At 71.2% G+C, this 19,663-nt stretch carries 16 protein-coding genes and 1 pseudogene; 10 read left to right on the top strand and 7 right to left on the bottom strand.

The genetic code is table 11. The features are described 5' to 3' along the window. Positions 1–22: 22 nt before the first annotated feature. From zwf to ACICHK_RS32510, 5 genes are all read left to right on the top strand, one after another. On the top strand, positions 23–1,633 hold the full coding sequence (gene zwf, locus ACICHK_RS32530; RefSeq protein WP_406841376.1) for a glucose-6-phosphate dehydrogenase: 1,611 nt from the start codon (positions 23–25) through the stop codon (positions 1,631–1,633). After that, positions 1,630–2,565, top strand: coding sequence for a glucose-6-phosphate dehydrogenase assembly protein OpcA (gene opcA / locus ACICHK_RS32525; protein WP_406839681.1), 936 nt, complete (start codon positions 1,630–1,632; stop codon positions 2,563–2,565). The genes zwf and opcA overlap by 4 nt, the downstream gene beginning before the upstream one ends. Further along, positions 2,558–4,207 (top strand): glucose-6-phosphate isomerase, encoded by a 1,650-nt coding sequence (gene pgi, locus ACICHK_RS32520; RefSeq protein ID WP_406839680.1) that lies wholly within the window; start codon positions 2,558–2,560, stop codon positions 4,205–4,207. The genes opcA and pgi overlap by 8 nt, the downstream gene beginning before the upstream one ends. Positions 4,208–4,214: 7 nt before the next feature. Next, positions 4,215–5,093: a phosphogluconate dehydrogenase (NAD(+)-dependent, decarboxylating) gene (gnd, locus tag ACICHK_RS32515; protein WP_151472964.1), complete on the top strand. Its 879-nt coding sequence runs from the start codon at positions 4,215–4,217 to the stop codon at positions 5,091–5,093. Between the two features lie 193 nt (positions 5,094–5,286). Continuing rightward, positions 5,287–5,742 (top strand): tellurite resistance TerB family protein, encoded by a 456-nt coding sequence (locus ACICHK_RS32510; protein ID WP_406839679.1) that lies wholly within the window; start codon positions 5,287–5,289, stop codon positions 5,740–5,742. Positions 5,743–5,752: 10 nt separating this feature from the next. Here ACICHK_RS32510 and ACICHK_RS32505 read toward each other — a convergent pair whose 3' ends face one another. Next, a complete protein-coding gene (locus tag ACICHK_RS32505; protein ID WP_406839678.1) occupies positions 5,753–7,654 on the bottom strand; it encodes a galactose oxidase-like domain-containing protein in 1,902 nt (633 codons plus the stop codon). 330 nt (positions 7,655–7,984) lie between these two features. Between ACICHK_RS32505 and ACICHK_RS32500 the strand changes: the two genes are divergently transcribed. Beyond that, the gene (locus ACICHK_RS32500; RefSeq protein WP_406839677.1) at positions 7,985–10,255 is read left to right on the top strand and encodes a Dyp-type peroxidase; all 2,271 of its coding nucleotides are present in this window, start codon (positions 7,985–7,987) and stop codon (positions 10,253–10,255) included. A gap of 131 nt (positions 10,256–10,386) precedes the next feature. On the opposite strand, the gene ACICHK_RS32495 is transcribed toward ACICHK_RS32500, so the two are convergent. Next, positions 10,387–10,824 carry a PPOX class F420-dependent oxidoreductase gene (locus ACICHK_RS32495; protein ID WP_406839676.1) on the bottom strand — a complete coding sequence of 146 codons (438 nt, stop codon included), beginning with the start codon at positions 10,822–10,824 and terminating at the stop codon, positions 10,387–10,389. Between the two features lie 73 nt (positions 10,825–10,897). Between ACICHK_RS32495 and ACICHK_RS32490 the strand changes: the two genes are divergently transcribed. From ACICHK_RS32490 to ACICHK_RS32480, 3 genes are read left to right on the top strand one after another with little or no spacing between them, the layout of a single operon-like run. Continuing rightward, entirely contained in the window at positions 10,898–11,479 is a 582-nt protein-coding gene (locus ACICHK_RS32490) for a TetR/AcrR family transcriptional regulator (RefSeq protein WP_406839675.1), read from the top strand. After that, complete coding sequence (locus tag ACICHK_RS32485) at positions 11,476–12,906, top strand: MFS transporter (RefSeq protein WP_406839674.1); 1,431 nt, start codon at positions 11,476–11,478, stop codon at positions 12,904–12,906. Before ACICHK_RS32490 ends, ACICHK_RS32485 begins: the two co-directional genes overlap by 4 nt. Positions 12,907–12,936: 30 nt before the next feature. Further along, positions 12,937–14,163 (top strand): serine hydrolase domain-containing protein, encoded by a 1,227-nt coding sequence (locus ACICHK_RS32480; protein WP_406839673.1) that lies wholly within the window; start codon positions 12,937–12,939, stop codon positions 14,161–14,163. Between the two features lie 171 nt (positions 14,164–14,334). On the opposite strand, the gene ribA is transcribed toward ACICHK_RS32480, so the two are convergent. Then, positions 14,335–15,042 (bottom strand): GTP cyclohydrolase II, encoded by a 708-nt coding sequence (gene ribA / locus ACICHK_RS32475; protein WP_151472970.1) that lies wholly within the window; start codon positions 15,040–15,042, stop codon positions 14,335–14,337. Between the two features lie 38 nt (positions 15,043–15,080). Here ribA and ACICHK_RS32470 point away from each other — a divergent pair, with 38 nt between their 5' ends. Further along, positions 15,081–15,845: a creatininase family protein gene (locus tag ACICHK_RS32470; RefSeq protein ID WP_192582684.1), complete on the top strand. Its 765-nt coding sequence runs from the start codon at positions 15,081–15,083 to the stop codon at positions 15,843–15,845. 137 nt (positions 15,846–15,982) lie between these two features. Here ACICHK_RS32470 and ACICHK_RS32465 read toward each other — a convergent pair. The 4 genes and pseudogenes from ACICHK_RS32465 to ACICHK_RS32450 all read right to left on the bottom strand — a co-directional run. Next, positions 15,983–16,708 (bottom strand): annotated as a pseudogene (locus ACICHK_RS32465) (lysylphosphatidylglycerol synthase transmembrane domain-containing protein); the annotation flags it as partial. 290 nt (positions 16,709–16,998) lie between these two features. Continuing rightward, positions 16,999–18,000, bottom strand: a complete 1,002-nt coding sequence (locus ACICHK_RS32460; protein WP_406841375.1) for a class I SAM-dependent methyltransferase — start codon at positions 17,998–18,000, stop codon at positions 16,999–17,001. Further along, positions 17,928–19,151, bottom strand: coding sequence for a glycosyltransferase family 4 protein (locus ACICHK_RS32455; RefSeq protein WP_406839672.1), 1,224 nt, complete (start codon positions 19,149–19,151; stop codon positions 17,928–17,930). The genes ACICHK_RS32460 and ACICHK_RS32455 overlap by 73 nt, the downstream gene beginning before the upstream one ends. Next, a complete protein-coding gene (locus tag ACICHK_RS32450) occupies positions 19,148–19,546 on the bottom strand; it encodes a 6-carboxytetrahydropterin synthase (protein ID WP_151472973.1) in 399 nt (132 codons plus the stop codon). The genes ACICHK_RS32455 and ACICHK_RS32450 overlap by 4 nt, the downstream gene beginning before the upstream one ends. Between the last annotated feature and the right edge of the window lie 117 nt (positions 19,547–19,663).

Below are 19,663 nucleotides of genomic sequence, written 5' to 3'. Positions count from 1 at the left end.
GGCGTCCGAGGACGACGCCGGCATGCACGGCGACTCGGCCACCGAGGACCACACCGACGCGGTCCACCGATCGGCGTCCGAGGAACTCGCCGACGCGCTCGGCGCGGCGGCCGACTGGGACAATCCGTTGCGCGACCCGCGCGACCGCCGGCTCCCCCGGATCGCGGGCCCCTCCGGTCTGGTCGTCTTCGGCGTCACCGGCGACCTGTCCCGCAAGAAGCTGATGCCCGCCGTGTACGACCTCGCCAACCGGGGTCTGCTGCCGCCCGGCTTCTCGCTCCTCGGGTTCGCCCGCCGCGACTGGGAGGACCAGGACTTCGCGCAGGTCGTGCACGACTCGGTGCGCGAGCACGCGCGGACCGAGTTCCGCGAGGAGGTCTGGCAGCAGCTCGCCGAGGGCATGCGGTTCATCCCCGGCGACTTCGACGACGACACCGCGTTCAAGCAACTGCGTTCGGCCGTGGACGAGTTGGACGCGTCCCGGGGAACCAGCGGCAACTACGCCTTCTACCTCTCCGTACCGCCGAAGTTCTTCCCGAAGGTGGTGCGGCAGCTCAAGAGGCACGGGCTCGCGCGGGCTCCCGAGGGGTCCTGGCGACGCGCGGTCATCGAGAAGCCGTTCGGCCGCGACCTGGCGAGCGCCCGCGAGCTGAACCGGATCGTGCACGACGTGTTCGACCCGGACCAGGTGTTCCGCATCGACCACTACCTGGGCAAGGAGACCGTCCAGAACATCCTGGCGCTGCGCTTCGCCAACCAGATGTACGAACCCGTCTGGAACCGGTCGTACGTCGACCACGTGCAGATCACGATGGCCGAGGACATCGGCATCGGCGGCCGGGCCGGCTACTACGACGGCATCGGCTCCGCCCGGGACGTCATCCAGAACCACCTGCTGCAGCTGATGGCGCTGACCGCCATGGAGGAACCGGCCGCCTTCGACGCCGAGTCCCTGCTCGCCGAGAAGCTCAAGGTCCTCAAGGCCGTCAGGCTGCCCGAGGACCTGGGCGAGCACACCGTGCGCGGCCAGTACGCGGCGGGATGGCAGGGCGGCGCGAAGGTGCGCGGCTATCTCCAGGAGGACGGCATCGACCCCGCCTCGACGACCGACACCTACGCGGCCGTCAAGCTCCAGGTGGACAACCGCCGTTGGGCCGGCGTCCCGTTCTACCTCAGGACCGGCAAGCGCCTCGGCCGACGCGTCACGGAGATCGCGGTGGTCTTCCAGCGCGCCCCGCACTCCCCGTTCGGCTCCACGGCCACCGAGGAACTCGGCGCCAACGCGATCGTCGTCCGCGTCCAGCCCGACGAGGGCATGACCGTGCGCTTCGGATCGAAGGTGCCGGGTACCTCGATGGAGATCCGGGACGTCACCATGGACTTCGCGTACGGCGAGTCGTTCACCGAGTCCAGCCCCGAGGCGTACGAACGGCTGATCCTGGATGTCCTGCTCGGCGACGCCAATCTCTTCCCCCGTCACCAGGAGGTGGAAGAGTCCTGGAAGATCCTCGACCCGATCGAGGGGTACTGGGAGAGTCACGGCACTCCCGCGCAGTACCCCTCGGGCAGCTGGGGCCCCGAGGAAGCCGACGAGATGCTCGCACGAGACGGACGGAGCTGGCGCAGGCCATGAAGATCGACCTGACCGACACCACGGCAAGCAAGATCAACAAGGCGCTCGTACGGGGGCGCCGTGCCATCGGCACCCCCGCCGTGGGCATGGTCCTGACGATGGTCATCGTCACCGACGAGGAGAACGCGTACGACTCGATCAAGGCGGCCGAGGAGGCCTCCCGTGAACACCCCTCACGGACCCTGGTCGTCATCAAGCGCGTCGCCCGCACCCCGCGCGACCGCACCCACTCGCGCCTGGACGCCGAGGTGCGCGTCGGCTCCGACGCGGGCACCGGCGAGACGGTCGTCCTGAGGACGTACGGCGAGGTCTCCGACCACGCCGACTCGGTGGTCCTGCCGCTGCTGCTGCCGGACGCCCCCGTCGTCGTCTGGTGGCCGGTGGACGCGCCCGACACCCCGGTCAAGGACCCGCTGGGCGCCCTCGCGCAGCGCCGGATCACCGACATGTACGCCGTCGAGGAACCGCTCGTGGCGTTGGAGGTCCGCGCCGCCTCGTACGCCCCGGGCGACACCGACCTGGCCTGGACCCGGCTCACGCCCTGGCGTTCCATGCTGGCGGCGGCGCTCGACCAGGCCCGTGCGAAGGTGATCTCGGCGACCGTCGAGAGCGAGGCGCAGAACCCGAGCGCCGAACTGCTGGCCCGCTGGCTGGAGGCCCGCCTCCGGGTCAGGACCGAACGGGTCGTCACCGCGGGCCCCGTGGTGACCGCCGTCCGGCTCGGCACCGAGAGCGGCGAGATCGTCATCGACCGCCCCGAGGGTCCGCTGGCCACCCTGTCCCTGCCCGGTCAGCCCTCCCGCACCCTCGCGCTGAAGGTGCGTTCCACCTCCCAGTTGATCGCCGAGGAACTGCGCCGCCTCGACGCGGACGAGATGTACGCCGTCGCCCTGCGCGGCGAGGCCCCCAAGGAGAACCCCCGTCATGTCTGAGTACCCCAAGCCCGTACGCCGTCCGGAGTGGACGGCCCTGGAGAACCACCGCGCGATCACGATGCGCGACCCGCGCCTGCGCGACCTGTTCGCCGCCGACCCCGCGCGCGCCGAGCGCTACGCCGTGCAGGTCGGCGATCTGCGGATCGACTACTCCAAGCACCTGATCACGGACGAGACCCTGGCCCTGCTCCAGGAACTCGCCGTCGCCACGGATGTGTTCGGGTTGCGGGACGCGATGTTCCGGGGCGAGAAGATCAACGTGACCGAGGACCGGGCGGTGCTGCACACCGCGCTGCGGGCGCCGCGGGAGGCGGTGGTCGAGGTCGACGGACAGAACGTGGTGCCGGCCGTGCACGCGGTCCTGGACAAGATGGCGGACTTCGCCGGACGGGTCCGTTCGGGTGAGTGGACCGGACACACCGGCAGGCGCATCAAGAACGTCGTCAACGTCGGCATCGGCGGCTCCGACCTGGGCCCGGCGATGGCCTACGAGGCGCTGCGCTCCTTCACCGACCGCTCACTGACCGTGCGGTTCGTCTCGAACGTGGACGGCGCGGACCTGCACGAGGCGGTACGGGACCTGGACCCGGCGGAGACGCTGTTCGTCATCGCCTCCAAGACGTTCACCACCATCGAGACCATCACCAACGCCACCTCCGCGCGCGAGTGGCTGCTGACCGGTCTGAAGGCCGGTCAGGAAGCGGTCGCCAAGCACTTCGTGGCCCTGTCGACGAACGCGCAGAAGGTGTCGGACTTCGGCATCGACACGGCGAACATGTTCGAGTTCTGGGACTGGGTCGGCGGGCGCTACTCCTACGACTCGGCGATCGGCCTGGCGCTGATGATCGCGATCGGCCCGGAGCGGTTCCGGGAGATGCTCGACGGGTTCCACCTGGTCGACGAGCACTTCCGCACCGCCCCCGCCGAAGCCAACGCGCCCCTGCTGCTTGGGCTGCTGGGTGTCTGGTACGGCAACTTCCACGACGCGCAGTCGCACGCGGTGCTGCCGTACTCGCACTACCTGTCGAAGTTCACCGCCTACCTCCAGCAGCTGGACATGGAGTCCAACGGCAAGTCCGTGGACCGCGACGGCGACCCGGTCCAGTGGCAGACCGGCCCGGTGGTGTGGGGCACGCCCGGCACCAACGGCCAGCACGCCTACTACCAGCTCATCCACCAGGGCACCAAGCTGATCCCCGCCGACTTCATCGGCTTCGTCAACCCGGTCGGTGAACTGAGCGACCGGCTCGCGGCCCAGCACGACCTGCTGATGGCGAACTTCTTCGCGCAGACGCAGGCGCTGGCCTTCGGCAAGACCCCCGAGGAGGTCCGTGCCGAGGGCGTGCCCGAGGAACTGGTGCCGCACAAGACGTTCGAGGGCAACCACCCCACGACCACGATCCTCGCCGCCGAGCTGACCCCCTCGGTCCTCGGCCAGCTCATCGCCCTCTACGAGCACAAGGTGTTCGTCCAGGGCGCGATCTGGAACATCGACTCCTTCGACCAGTGGGGCGTCGAACTCGGCAAGGTACTCGCCAAGCGCGTCGAACCCGCCCTGACCGAAGGCGCCGACGTACCCGGACTCGATCCCTCCACGGCCGCGCTCGTGGCCGCTTACCGCACTCTCCGGAAGAAGTGAACTGACAATGCAGCTCGGACTCATCGGTCTCGGCAAGATGGGTGGCAACATGCGCGAGCGCATACGCCGCGCCGGCCACACCGTCGTCGGCTACGACCGTAATCCGGACCTCGCCGACGTGCACAGCCTCGCCGAACTCGTGAGCAGCCTCGAAGGCCCGCGTGTGGTCTGGGTGATGGTGCCGGCCGGCGCCCCCACCCAGACCGTCATCGACGAACTCGGTGACCTGCTGGAGGCCGGCGACACGGTCGTGGACGGCGGCAACTCCCGCTGGACGGACGACGAGAAGCACGCCGAGGAGCTGGCGGCCAAGGGCATCGGCTTCGTCGACGCCGGCGTCTCGGGCGGCGTGTGGGGCCTGGAGAACGGCTACGCGCTGATGGTCGGCGGCGACGCCGAGAACATCGCCAAGGTGCAGCCCGTCTTCGACGCGCTCAAGCCCGAGGGCGACTTCGGCTTCGTGCACGCCGGCAAGGTCGGCGCGGGCCACTTCTCCAAGATGGTCCACAACGGCATCGAGTACGCCATGATGCAGGCCTACGCCGAGGGCTGGGAGCTGCTCGAGAAGGTCGACTCCGTCACGGACGTGCGCGAGGTCTTCCGGTCCTGGCAGGAGGGCACGGTCATCCGGTCCTGGCTGCTCGACCTCGCCGTCAACGCGCTGGACGAGGACGAGCACCTGGACAAGCTGCGCGGCTACGCGCAGGACTCCGGCGAGGGCCGGTGGACCGTGGAGGCGGCCATCGACCACGCGGTGCCGCTGCCCGCGATCACCGCGTCGCTCTTCGCCCGCTTCGCCTCGCGGCAGGACGACTCGCCGCAGATGAAGATGATCGCGGCGCTGCGCAACCAGTTCGGCGGCCACGCCGTCGAGTCGGCGAAGTAGGGCCCCTCCACCGGGCCCGGCCCGGCCGGGTGCGCGGCGATCCGGTGATCGTCGCGTGGAATCAACCGGGAACTTCCGTCACGGTCCGCTAGTTTCCACACTGTTGCCGTAGAAACACTGCTGCCGTAGAAGCCGAGGAGCACCGGTCCGCCCGCTGGGGCGGACCGGACTCCTGACGACATATGGAGTTCTCATGGCCCTGTGGGACCGCATCAAGGAATCCGCGTCGACGATGCAGACCCAGCTCGTGGCGAAGAAGAACGATCTCAAGAGCGGTGCCTTCCGCGACGCGAGCATGGCGATGTGCGCGCTCGTCGCCGCCGCGGACGGCACGATCGACCCGTCCGAGCGACAGCGCGTGGCCCAGCTCATCGCCACGAACGAGGTGCTGCAGAACTTCGACGCCATGGACCTGCAGCGTCGTTTCGACGACAACCTGAACAAGCTGACCGCCGACTTCGCCTTCGGCAAGGTCGGCGTTCTCCAGGAGATCGCCAAGGCGAAGAAGAAGCCCGCCGAGGCACGCGCCGTCATCCAGATCGGCATCGTCATCGGCGGTGCCGACGGCGACTTCGACAAGACCGAGCAGGCCGTCGTGCGGGAGGCGTGCTTCACGCTCGACCTGCCCCCGCACGAGTTCGACCTTTAGAGCCGGGCGGTCACCGCGGGTGGTGGCCCGACCCCCGGGTCTGGCCGCCGGAGGCCGGCTTGAGCTGAACCCAGCCGGCGGTGCTGGGGACGCCCTCCTCGTTGAGGAGGAAGAGCATGTAGTAGCCGGGCGGGGCGGCGTTGGCCGACGGAGGTGCCTGCAGTTCGATGAAGCTGCCGCTGCGGCTCTTGATCCGCAGGTCGAGGTGGCGCTGGCTGGTGTTGAGCGAGTGGGTCGCGGTGGTCGGTGCCAGCAGGACGGCGCGGGTGACGTCGGCGGCGGTGTTGCTGCTCACCGTGATCTTCTCGTTGTACCCGACGGACGGGTTGAACACGGTGCCGAGGTGGGGACGGCCGCCCTGCTGGAGGTAGGCCGGCTCGTAGATCTCGATGCTGCCGTTCATGTCGTCCTTGATGTCGGGGTCGTTGGCGAGCTGCTGGAGCTCGTCACCGGTGACCATCACCCGGCCGTCCGGGAGCACCACGGCGTTGGAGTGGTAGCCGCGCGGCAGCCGCTGGGCCGGGCCGAGCTTCCAGTTGCCCTTCTCGTCGCGCAGTTCGATCTGGCGGTACTTCAGGTCCGCGTTGGGGTTGTACGGGCCGTTGCCGTAGTCGCGGATGTCGAAGGCGCCGTTGACGGTCATCAGGGTCCCGTCCGGCATGAGCAGGGTGTCGTCCTGGGTGCGGCCGAAGGCCCTCGCCTTCTCCTTGCTCCACTGACCGCCCACCAGCTGATAGGTGTTCGGGTCGTTCCGGTCCCCGCCGAGCACCAGCAGCGAGTCCGGGCCCTTGAAGCCGGCGGGGAGCGGCACGGCGGACCCGTAGTTGCGCGGCATGCCGTCCGGCCGGGGTGCCAGCTCCGTCCGGGTCTCGGTGGTGGGATCGAACTTCCACTGCTGGTCGTGGTCCCGGCCCAGGCCGTAGATCTTGCCGTCACGCAGTGAGAAGAGGTGCGGGTAGTCCCGCTTGAACGGGGCGTCGGCCTTGAACAGTTCCGGCGCCCAGCCCTCCGGTTTGTCCGTCTTGGCCGTGGGCACCGGCTTGTTCAGGGCGGGGAAGCGCTCGACGATCGAGGTGGGGGTGCCCCAGCCGAGCTCCGACTGGCCGGACATGATCAGCTGCCGCCCGTCCGCGCCGGTCACCACCGACGGGTACCACCGGCCGACCACCATGTCCTGGTTCTGGTACCACTTCTCCTCCCACGGGTCGAACACCAGGGAGAGCTTGGCGCCGCTGCCGCCGTTGCCGCCGAGGTTGCCGCCGAAGACGCCGAGCATCCCGTTGGGCAGGAAGGAGTGGCCGGCGCAGAAGAACGGCGCGGGACGGGGCTGGTTGAGCCCGTCCGGCATGTCGATCACGGGCGGTGTGACCTTGGTGAACGAGTCCGCTCCCGTGCCCTTGGCCGGATCCCACAGGTAGGCGCGGCCCGCGTTCTCCTTGCCGATGGTGTCGGTCGGGGCCGGCTCCTTCTGGGGGTTGGTCTCGATGCGCTCGAAGGAGAACAGCAGCACCTTGCCGGTGGGCAGCATCGCGATGTGCGCGGCGAAGTCCGGGGACTGGAAGTACTCCCGGAACCGGCCGGAGTCCAGCGCGTCGAAGTCCGCGTTGGCCTTGGCCTGGGAGGCCGCGAGCGCCTTGAGCCGCTCGGTGCGGGTGGTCTGCGGGTACTCGCCGACGGCCCTGACGGCCTTCCTGGTCATGGCGTGTTCCTCGGCGTGCTCCTGGCCGATGACTTTCGCCTCGTCCGGGTCCGCCTTCGCCCGGTCGGCCGAGGGGGCGTCACCGCCGTGCCCGTGGGCGGCGGCCGGGCCGGAGGACAGCACGGCGAGTGTCAGCGCGGAGACGGCACACGCGGAGATCGTCGCGGACAGCATCCTTCTGGACGACGGCCCGGTCAGGTTCCTACGGGACATGGGACTCCTTGCGAGAGAGGGGCGCAGGGTGCGCGGCGGTGGCATCGCGGCCGCGCCGTGTCACCGGCTCGACGGTGGGCACATGACGCGGGCACATGACTACGCACAGTGTTCGCGGCTCGGTCGCCCGCTGTCGCGCGATGCCGGGCGGGCGGGTGATCTTCCGACAGCCGAACGAGTCAGGACCCGTACGGGACAAGGGTTTTACATCGCGGCACACACCTGCCGACAGGCCCGTCCGGCGATACCCCACTTCTCCGTCGATCACATGGCGTAGCGGCGCGATTACTGTGATCATTACATGGCATATGCGGCTGTCAAGGAGGAAACGTGACAGAAGAGACCAGGCTGCGTGACAGCGACGACATCCAGGGCGACGTGATCGCGGGCTTCAAGAAGGACCGCATGGCGCTGCTCTTCCTCAAGTTCGAGGACCCCGCGAGGGCCCGTACCTGGGTGAAGCGGCTCGCGTCCCAGATCTCCACCACCAGACAGGTGGCCACCTTCAACGCGGCGTTCAGCAAGGCCAGACAGGCCACCGGCGGCGACGACCCGCACACACTGAAGGCCACCTGGACGAACGTCAGCTTCACCTACGAGGGTCTGAAGGTCCTCGTGGGCGGCAAGGATCCCCTGCCCTCGGTACGCAAGGGCGGCACCCTGGAGGCGTTCAAGGAGGGGTCCCACAAGCGCTCGCTGGGCGACACCGGCGACAGCTCACCCGAGAACTGGCTGTTCGGGGACGGCAAGGGCCAGACCGTGCACGCCGTGGTCACCATCGCCTCCGACACCGCCGAGGGGCTCCAGGACGCGCTGACCGCCCAGCGCGAGGCGGCCGCGCAGGCCAAGATCGTGATCGTCTTCCAGCAGAACGGCGCCACGCTGCCGGGCACCCGCCGCGGAAAGGAACACTTCGGTTTCAAGGACGGGGTCAGCGAGCCGGGGGTGATCGGCTTCGACGAGCCCGACCCGAAGCGGCCGGAGTACGTCAAGGACCACCCGGGCACCCGGCTGATCCCGCCCGGCGAGTTCGTCATCGGGCACGACCGGGTCGGCGGGATCCCGTACGACGAGATGCCCGAGTGGGCCGCCAACGGAAGCTTCCAGGTGGTGCGCCGGCTCGCTCAGGACGTGCCGGGCTGGTGGGCCCAGGTCACCGCGCAGCTGAAGGTCCTGCGGAAGGCCAAGGTGGTGCCGGACGAGGCGACCACCGAATGGCTGGCCGCCCGCCTGGTGGGCCGCTGGCGCTCGGGCACGCCTGTCGCCAAGTGCCCGCACGCCGACATGCCGGACAACGCCCTCGCGGGCCAGGACAACGACTTCGGCTACCGCAACGACCCGGAGGGGTTCACCACCCCGCTCTTCTCCCACCTGCGCAAGACCAATCCCCGGGACGGCCTGCAGGGGGAGCCCGGCACGGAGCCGCTCCCCGAGAACCCGGTCATGGACCGGCGCCGGATCATCCGCCGCGGCGCCCCCTACGGTGCGCCCTTCGACCCGGCCTCGGACGGCCCGGGCGGCCCCGACCACCCGCGCGGACTGCTCTTCGTCTGCTACCAGTCCGACCTCGTCGAGCAGTTCGAGTTCATCCAGAAGAGCTGGATCAACAACGTCGACTTCCCGCCGAACCGCCCCATGAAGCCCGGCCCCGACCCTGGGGTCGGCCCCACCGGCAAGGTCAACTTCGAAAGTCCCGGCGCGACGACCGAGCTGAGCTTCCATCAGTTCGTCACCACCGAGGGCTCGGTCTACGCCTTCGTCCCCTCGCTCACCACCCTGCGGCTGCTGGGCGAGGGCCGCCTGACCGACAAGCTCCCGGACACCGTCCGGCCGACCGATGCCTTCCTCCCGATTCCCGACCGCCAGCGGGACGACGGCAAGAGCTGGTACTGGGCCTACGGGACCGGCGGCGGCGGACCGGTCTGCCGCACCATCTCCATCGCCGACGGCGACGAGCACAAGGACGTCGTCGAGCGCCCCGACCGGCCCCTGGCCACCTGGCCGTGCTACCTCGGCGTGTCGAAGGTGGACGCGATCCTGCCGGTGCCGGACGAGCAGCGGGTGGGCGGCCGGAGCCGGTACTGGCTGTTCCACACCGTCGAGGGCCGCCAGGTCTACCGGCTGATCTCGATCGCCGACGGGGCCGAGTCCGGACTCGACCCCGAGGCGGCGGGCGCCGTCGACCGGCCCGACCGGCCGATCTCGGCCTGGGCCTCGCTCAACGGAATCGAGCAGGCCGACGCCTTCCTGCCGGTGCCCGACATGCAGCGCGTCAACGGGAAGAGCTACTACTGGCTCTTCCACTCCTCCCTGGGGCAGCAGGTCTACCGGCTGATCTCGATCGCCGACGGCTCCACGCACAACGACGTCATCGAGCGCGGCGACCGTTCGCTCGGTCTGTGGCAGTCGCTGGCCGGCGTCTCCCGCGTGGACGAGTTCCTCGCTGTACCGGACATGCAGCGCATCAACGGGCTGAGCCTGTTCTGGGTGTTCCACCAGCAGAAATACCGGATCATCTGCATCGCGGACGGTCACGGACACCCCGACCAGATCACGGTCGAGGACCGCCCGATCACGCTGTGGAAGTCCCTGACCGGCTGAGGCCTGCCGGTGGTGCGGGCGTCCCGGGCGACCGGGGCCGCCCGCACCACCCGAAACGCTCGCGTCCGCGGCACCCCCCGGGCCGTGACTCCGCGCGGCGCGTCACGGCCCGGGCGTCGGGGGACTCCGTATCAGCGCCCGGGGATTCCGTACGCCCGCTCGACGTGCAGCCTCAGCACCAGGCGGCCGTCGCGAACCATCGCCGCGCGGTACTCGTCCCAGTCGGGGTGTTCGCCGAGGACGTCCCGGTAGACCCGGACGAGTTCCTCCACGGTCGCGTCGTGCGGATCCTCCGCGACGGGCGTCAGCTCGGCCGTCCCCTCGACGACCGTGTACGCCCACCGGTCCGCGCTGGTCACGTGGTACGAGGCCCGCGGGTCCCGGCGCAGATTGCGGGTCTTGGCGCGGTCGTCGGTGAGCGACACCCGGATGATCCCCTCGTCGGGGTAGTACATGTGGCTGACGTTCGACAGCTGGGGCCGTCCGTCCTTCTTGAGGGTGACGATCACCCCGCCCTTGTGTTCGGAGAGCAGCTTCAGCAGTGCGTCCTGGTTCTCTTCGTCGGTCATATCCGCGTCAACGCTCCGGCTGCGTCACGTCATCCCGTAGACACTGTCTACTCCCGACTGGTAGACAGTGTCTATGAATGATCCGGACGCCACCGGCCTACGGGCCCGGCTGATCGACGTCGGAGTCGAACTCGTGACGGCGGAGGGGGCGCAGGCGCTGACGCTGCGGGAGATCGCCCGGCGGGCCGGGGTCTCGCACGGCGCTCCGCGCCGCTACTTCCCGACCCATGTGGAGTTGCTGTCCGCCATCGCGCGGCGCGGCTTCGCCGACCTCCAGAACCGCGCGGCGAAGGCGGTCGCCGACACGGGAACCGGTCCCCGCGCCCGCCTCACCGCCCTGGCGGAGGTCTACCTGGACTTCGCGCTGTCCCAGCGCGGCATGTACGAGCTGATGTTCCGTCACGACCTGCTGGAGAGCAACCGGCTGGGGCTCCGCGAGACCAGTCTGCCGATGTTCGCGACGCTGGTGGACCTCGTCGGCCGGGTACGCCCGGAGGCCGACGCCCGGATCCTCGCCGGTGCCCTGTGGGCGAACCTGCACGGCATCGCCCAGCTGTGGGGCTGGGGAAGCCTGAAGCTCGCCACGGACGCCGGCGACCACGCTCCTCTGCTGATCGCGGCGCTCGACGCGCACCTCGGACCGGAGGAACGATGACGGCCACGGCTCCGGGGAGGGCGCACCGCGCGGTCACCCTCGCGAGCAGCGTCGTCGGTGCCGTGATCGTCGCCCTCGACGGCACGGTCCTCACCGTCGCGCAGCCCGCGCTGGGGGCCGACCTGGGCGCCTCGTTCGCGCAGGTCCAGTGGACCAGCACCGGATATCTCATCGCGGTGGCGGGCCTGCTGGTGTTCGCGGGGCGCCTCGGGGACCGCCACGGGCACCAGCGGGTCTTCGCGCTCGGCATCCTGGGATTCGGCGCGGCCTCGGCCGGGATCGGCCTCGCGCCCGGGATCGGCTGGGTGATCGCGCTGCGGGTCGCCCAGGGCGTCTTCGGCGCGCTGCTGCAGCCGGCCACGCTCGGCATGCTGCGCGCCGCGTACCCGCCCGACCGGCTGGGGCCTCCCGTCGCGCTGCGGGCGAGCGCCATCGGTATCGCCGCGGCCGCGGGTCCGCTGCTCGGCGGCGCCCTGGTCGACCTCTTCGGCTGGCGGTCCGTCTTCTTCCTCAACGTCCCGCCCGCCCTCGCGATGGGCGTGGCGGCGCTCGCCGTCCGGACCCCGGCCGCCCCGGGGCCCCGGACCGGCCGCACCTCGGCGGCCGACGGCCTCGACGTGCCGGGCGCCTGTCTGCTCACCGTCGCCCTGGTCGCCCTGGTGCACACGCTGGTCGCCGTGCCCGGGACCGGCTGGACGGCGACGACCGCGGCCGGTCCGGCCGTGGTGGCCGCCGCCGGCATCGCGTTCGGGCGCCGCCAGCGCCGGGCCGCGAGCCCCCTGGTGCCGCCCGAGATCCTCGGCTCGGCGACCATCGGCGCGGCGCTCGGCATCCTGGTCACCGTGTCCGCCGCCCTGCTCGGCACCCTGTTCGCCGCCAGCTGGTTCCTCCAGCGGATCCTGGGCCTCGACCCGCAGGAAGCCGGCCTGCGGGCGCTGCCGGCCGGTGTGATGATGGTGCTCGGCGCTCCCCTCGCCGCCGTGCTCATGCGCAGGTTCGGCCCGCGCCGGACCGTCGTGGCCGGAGCGCTCGTCCTCACGCTCGGCATCCTGCTCCTGGCCCGGCTCGGACCGGGGTCCACGGCCTTGCCGATCGGCTGCGCCTTCCTGCTGCTGGGCGCCGGTTTCGTCACCGTGATGGTGACCACGACGGCGGTCGCCGTGCGGCACGCCCCCAAGGCGTCGGCCGGTGTGGCGGGCGGGCTGCAGCAGACGGCGATGAACATCGGACCCACGCTGGGGATCGCGGTGGCGGCCACGCTGATGTCACTGACGCCCGGCGCCGGCGTCGGTCCCCCGCTGACCGTCCTCGCGGTGTTCTCCGCGACGGCGGCCCTGCTCGCCCTGGGGCTTCCGGGGTACGAGGACCCCGTGAGCACCACCGGGCCGAGCCCGGCCGACGCATCACCGGAACGTTTGGGACGATGAGGGACAAGAGCCGCAGCCCGAAGGAGAACCATGGGACATCTGCGACAGGAGGTCGAGCCGGGAGCCGTGGGTCTCGACCCCGGGGCGCTGGACCGACTCGACCGGCACTTCGCCGCTCTGGTCGACGACGGCCGGCTGCCCGGCTTCCTGGTCTCCGTCGCCCGGCACGGGCAGGTCGCCCACCTCACCACGTACGGCCGGCGTGACCGTGCGGCGGAACTCCCGGTGGAGAGCGACACGTTGTGGCGGATCTACTCCATGACCAAACCGGTCACCTCGGTCGCCGCGCTCATGCTGTTCGAAGAGGGCCGCCTCGGGCTCGACGACCCGGTGGCCGACTTCCTTCCCGCCTTCGCCGAACCACGGGTGTACGTCGGCGGGTCGGGGCCCGGCACGAGGACCCGGCCCGCTGAACAGCCCATCCTGGTGAGGCACTTGCTGACCCACACCGCGGGTCTGACCTTCGGCTTCTACCACGCGCATCCCGTCGACGCGCTCTACCGGGACGCCGGGGTCGAGTCCTCGGTGGCACCGGGCGCCGACCTGGCCGGGACGTGCGAGGTGTACGCCCGGCTGCCGCTCCAGTTCGAGCCGGGCACCCGGTGGAACTACTCGGTGGCCACCAACGTCCTCGGCCGCGTCATCGAGGTGGTGTCCGGCCAGGACCTCGACGACTTCCTCCACCGGCGCGTCCTCGGGCCGCTCGGGATGACGGACGCCGGTTTCCAGGTCACGGACGAACAGGCGGGAAGACTCGCCGAGTTGTACGGGGAGGACGACGAGGGCGGACTCGTCCCGATCGCCGGTCTCCCGCTGCGCGGCCGGCCCCGCTTCCTGTCCGGCAGCGGGGGAATGGTCGCCACGGCCCACGACTACCACCGCTTCATGGAGATGCTCCGGCGCCGCGGCGAACTCGACGGGACCCGGCTGCTGCGTCCCTCGACCGTGGACCTGATGACGGCCAACCAGCTGCCCGGCAACGCCGACCGGCGTTCCTTCGGCAGCCCGGTCCACCAGGAACCCGGCAACGCGGGTCTCGGTTTCGGCCTGGGCGTCTCCGTCGTGGTGGACCCGGCCGTCACCCGGGCGCCGTCCGGTGAGGGCGCGTTCGGCTGGAGCGGGGTGGCCACCACGACCTTCTGGGTCGACCCGCGGCGCGATCTGACCGTGCAGTTCCTGAGCCAACTGCGCCCGAAGGGTTCGCACTCGGTCTTCCCCGACCTCAAGCGGCTGGTGCACGAGGCGGTACGGTCCTGACCGGTACGAGGGCGCGCCCGGTTCTGCCGGGCGTCCTCGGACATGCGGTGACCGCACGGGGCGGGGCCGGTCCGGGGCCCTGGTTCGCACAGCCCCGGGACCGTACGCCCCTCTCCCGTAATTCCTCTTCCGCCGTCTCTTCCGCCGTCCCGCTTCCGGCGGCCTCTTCCGTCATTCCTCGGTGACGACCGTCTTCGCCTCCCCGGCGAAGATGGCCTTCGCCCATTCCTCGCCGTCCAGGTGGGGCAGGTAGTGGTCGAGGCGCTCCCGCTTGGTCAGCAGGTAGGTGAGGTTGTCCTCGCACGGCGGTATCAGGAGCGGCACCTGCTCGGCGACCTCGATGCCGTGGTGCTGCAGCGACTCGCGCTTGCGCGGGTTGTTCGACAGCAGTCGGACGGACCGTACGCCGAGGTCGTGCAGCATCTGGGCCGCCACCCGGTAGTCGCGGGCGTCCACCGGCAGCCCGAGGGCGACGTTCGCCTCGACGGTGTCGAGCCCCTCCGCCTGGAGCTTCATCGCCTTGAGCTTGGCGAGCAGGCCGATGCCCCGGCCCTCGTGGCCCCGCAGGTAGACGAGGACGCCGCGGCCCTCGGCCACGATGGCCTGCAGCGAGGCGGTGAGCTGGGGGCCGCACTCGCAGTGCTGCGATCCGAAGGAATCGCCGGTGAGGCATTCGGAATGCAGCCGGGTCAGGACGTCCCCCTTTCCGAGGGTGTCCAAGTCGCCGTACACGAGGACGACTTGTTCCTCACCGAGGTCGTGGTCGAGGTAACCGACCGCGTGGAAATCGCCGTGCACGGTGGGCAGCGGGGCAATCACGACGCGTTCGACACCTGTGAGGGGGGCATTCCCGCCGAGCTCGCCAAAATTATCTGTCATGATCTGGTTCCTAAGCAGAGTCGAAAGGGCCGTGAGAGATGAGTAGTTCGGGAACACGTGTGATGGTGTCGGGTGGTCTGCTGTCACTGGACACCACGGAGGATGTCCGCGAGCGGGGGTCCGGTGTCGCCCGCCAGGTCGCCGTCCTTCCCGTCGGCAGCCTCGAACAGCACGGCGCCCACCTGCCCCTGACGACCGACACACTGGTGGCGTGCGCCATCGCGCGGGAGATCGCGGCCGCCTATCCGGTGCATCTCCTTCCTCCGGTGACGATCTCCTGCTCGCACGAGCACGCGGACTGGCCGGGCACCGTCAGCATTTCCGCCGTCACGCTGTACGCCGTCGTCCGGGACATCGCCGCTTCGTTGCGGCGGTCGGGCGTCGACACCCTGGTCGTGGTGAACGGGCACGGAGGAAATTACGTGCTGGGCAATGTGGTCCAGGAATCCGCGGGCACCGGTACGCGCATGGCGCTTTTCCCTGCCATGGAGGACTGGGAAGGAGCGTGCGAACGGGCCGGTGTGCAGACGTCGTTGCTCACTGATATGCACGCGGGAGAAATCGAGACGTCCATTCTCCTGCATGCCCATCCGGAATGCGTCAAAGACGGTTATGAGGCCTCCGATTTCGTCGCCGACGACCGCCGGCATCTGCTCACCCTCGGCATGTCGGCCTATACCGAGTCCGGGGTCATCGGGCGTCCCTCGATGGCCGGTGCCGAGAAGGGGAAGGAACTCCTCGCCGGGCTGACCGAGGCCTTCGGAGCGTATTTCTCCTTGGTGACGTCCGAGACGCTGCACTGATCGAGCCCTCCCGCGCTCTCCTCGCGGGGGCGCCGGAGCGCCGCACCCCACCGGACGACCAGGACCACGGCGCCGGGCAGGGCCGCCGCGAAGCTGAGCACCCCGTAGATCACCGCGACGGTCAGGCCCGTGCCGGCGCCGAGCCCGGCGGCGCCGAACGCCCAGGCGGTGGCGCCCTCGCGGGGGCCCCACCCGCCGACGTTCAGCGGAAGTCCCATGGCCAGCAGGGCCAGCACGGCCAGGGGCACCAGCCGGGCGACCGACGCGTCGGATCCGGCGTCCCGGGCGGCGAGCACGAACATCGCGAGGTGCCCGGCGAGCACCAGGACCGACGAGAGCGCCACGCCGGGCCAGCTGCGCCGGGCCAGCAGGGCGCCCCGCGCCTCGACGAGCGCGCCGCGCACGGCTCCGTACCGTCCGGCCCCCGAAGGGCCCCGCCATCCGCGGACGACGGCGAACGCCCCCGCGCCGCACACCGCGACGGCCGTGAGGACCAGGGCGGCCTCGCGGGCCTGCGCGAGCACGGGCGACGGCTGGGTGAGCAGCACCACCGCGCCGACGGCCACCAGCACGGCCTGTCCCGCGGTGCGTTCGAGCACCACGGAGCGCACGCCCCGGCCGATGTCACCGGCGCTCTGCCCGTGCCGCACCGCCCGGTGCACGTCGCCGAGGACCCCGCCGGGCAGCGCGGCGTTCAGGAACAGCGCGCGGTAGTAGTCCGCGACGGCCGCGCCCAGCGGGAGTTCGATGCGCAGTTCCCGCGCGACCAGGCACCACCGCCAGGCGCTGAACACCGTGGTGAGCAGCCCGATCCCGATCGCCACCGCGAGCGTGGTCCCGTCGATCCGCCGCAGCCCGTCCATGAACACCCCGGTACCCAGCCGCCAGAGCAGCACTCCGAGGATGAGGACGCCGGCGGCGGTGCCGAGGTGCTTGCGGACCCGGCCGGACACGCGCCGGGCCCGTGAGGTTCCGTCGGCCGTGGGGCTCCCGGGGTCCCCGGCCGGGGCGGACCCCGGCCCGGTGCCCGCGGGGCCCGGCGTCCGCGAGGCGGACGCGCCGGACTCCGCGGGGTCGTTCAGGTGCGGGCCGTCGAGGTCCGGGTCCACGGCCACCAGGGCGGCGGCCGTGACCGGCGTCTCCAGGCCCGCGCTCACGCCGCACCCCCGACCGGGTGGGGCAGCGCCAGCACGTCGCTGTGGTGGACGACCACCCGCAGCTCGCCCGCGGCGCACGCGGCCAGCCGGGACTCCAGATACGCCTCCGCGCGTTCCGCCAGCTCGGGGCGCTGTTCCACCGCCGCGCCGACCCAGCCGCGCAGCCACTCCGCGGTGAGCTCGGCCTCGCCGGGGCCGAGCCGCCAGGGGCTCGGATGCACCCGGACGGTCGCGTCGTGACGGGCGAACGCCTCGCAGGCCACGGTGATCGCGTCCGGACCGAGCAGTTCACCACGCCGCTGGTGGGCGTTGAACGCCTCGGTGATCTCGGCGTCCAGCGGGTCGGCCGGGGTGAGGTCGACCCGGCCGGCGACGGACAGCGTCAGCAGGGCGGGCACGCCCGCTCCGGCGCAGGCCGCCGCGAGCTGGTCGATCTCCTCGGCGGTGAGCACGTCGAGCAGCGCCGAGGCGGTCACCAGGGAGGCACCGGCCAGGGCGTCCGCGGTCAGCCGCCCGATGTCACCGCGCTGGGTGGTGACGTCGACGTGGCTGCCGTCGGCCGCGGCCTTGGGCGCCCCGACGGTGGCGAAGTGCAGCAGGTACGGGTCCCGGTCGTGCAGGATCCAGTGCTGGGCACCGTCGAGCCGGGGCGCCAGCCAGCGGCCCATGGAGCCGGTGCCGCAGCCGAGGTCGTGGATGGCGAGTCCGCCGCGCACGGGCCGGTTGGCCAGCCGGATGCGCAGCGGGTCGAGCAGGTCGACCGCCCGCGCGGCGGCGTCGGCCGGTTCGCGCAGCTGGAGCCACTGGGGCGCGTAGCGCACCTCTTCGGTGTCGGGGTCCCCGACACGCTGACCGGGCACGCCCGTCCTCACCTTCTCCTCGGGGATGCCGGAGTCCGGCCCGCTCGTGGGGGTCGTCGCGGTACTCACGCCGCCCTCCGGGGTTCCTGGGGCAGCCGGCCGAGCACCCCGGCCAGACTGCGCGCGGTGGTCGCCCAGCCGTCGAGCGCGGCGCGCCGTCCGCGGGCGGCGGCCTTCAGCCGGCGGCGCACGTCGGCCTCGCCGAACCAGCCGCGCAGCTCGGCGGCGAGTGCCGCCGGGGCCTCCGGGGGCACGAGGATGCCGGGCACCCCGCCGTCGGGGGCGCGTCCGACGGCCTCGGACACACCGCCGACGTCCGTGGCGAGCACGGGGATGCCGCGGGCCAGGGCCTCGGTGACGGCCATGCCGTAGGTCTCCGCGTAGGAGGTGAGGACCATGAGGTCGGCGGCGGCGTAGGTGGCGTCGAGTTCGGCACCGGCCCGGGGGCCGGCGAGGTGCAGCCGGTCGCCGAGGCCGTACTTGGCGATCAGGCCGCGCAGGTGGTCGACGTAGGCCGGGTCCTGGCCGAGGCCGCCGACGCAGACGCAGCTCCAGGGCAGGTCGGTGACGGTGGCGAGGGCCTCGATGAGCCGGTGCTGGCCCTTGCGCGGCGTGACCGAGGCGACGCACAGCAGCCGTGAGACGCCGTCGGTGCCGGAGGCGAGCGGGGCGATGTCGGCGCCGGGCGCGGCGGCGTGGACCCGGTCGGGGGCGAGGCCGTGGTGGGCGACGAGCCGGCGGACGGCCCATTCGCTGGTGGCCACGACGGCCGGAACGGCCCGCAGGGTCGTACGTTCCAGGGCGTCCAGCTCGGCGGCCACGGCGGGCTCCAGGCCCGTCTCGTCGCCGAGCGGCAGGTGGACGAGGACGACGAGACGCAGCCGGTCGGCCTCGGGGGCGACGATCTCGGGGACTCCGCAGGCGACGATCCCGTCGAGGAGGACGACCGTGCCGTCGGGCAGGTCGGCCAGGGTCCGGGCGAGCTCCGTACGGGCGTTCGCGCCGGGGCGGGGCCACTCGCCGTCGAGGACGTGCCGCTCGACCTGCCAGCCGAAGCCGGGCAGGTCGAGGCAGAGCCGGCGGTCGTAGGCGTTGCCGCCGCTCGGCGTGGCCGGGTCGTCGACGCCGCCCGGCATGACGAAGTGCACGGTGCGCAGGGACATGGGGATGATCTCGGCGTTCTTGAGAGCCGCGTTCTGCACGGGCACGTAGTTCAGGGCACCGGATCCGGCGGCCCGCGCGGCACGGCCGGACAGCGGGGACGCCTTGTCGAGGGTCACGTCGGTCACAGGTCACGCTCGTAACTCGCCCAGGCGATGTGCGACTCGTGCAGGGTGACGGTGATCCCGGTGAGGCCGCGGGCTCCCTCGCCGAGGCCTCCGGCGTGCACCCGGTCGGCGAGCCGGTCGGCGATCACCTTCGCCAGGAACTCGGTCGAGGTGTTGGTGTCCTTGAAGTCCGGCTCGCTGTCGAGATTGCGGTAGTTCAACTCGCTCACGACGGCGCCGAGCTCCTGCGTGGCCAGTCCGATGTCGACGACGATGTTGTCGTCGTCCAGCTCGGGGCGACGGAAGGTGGCGTCCACCAGGAACGTCGCCCCGTGGAGGCGCTGCGCGGGTCCGAAGACCTCGCCACGGAAGCTGTGGGCGATCATCAGGTGATCGCGGACGGTGATGCTGAACAACGGACGACCCTCCAGGTGCGGTGCGTCTGATCCCCTGCCGGGATCACGTCGTGTAGTACGGCTGCCCGGTTCACCTTGTTCAGCCGCGTGTCGCCCTTTCTTCGGAGTCCGTGGAGG

Origin of the sequence: Streptomyces sp. AHU1 (assembly GCF_045343905.1) — a bacterium.
GTDB classification, from domain to species: domain Bacteria; phylum Actinomycetota; class Actinomycetes; order Streptomycetales; family Streptomycetaceae; genus Streptomyces; species Streptomyces triticiradicis.
This window is presented reverse-complemented; position numbering and strand designations above follow the sequence as displayed.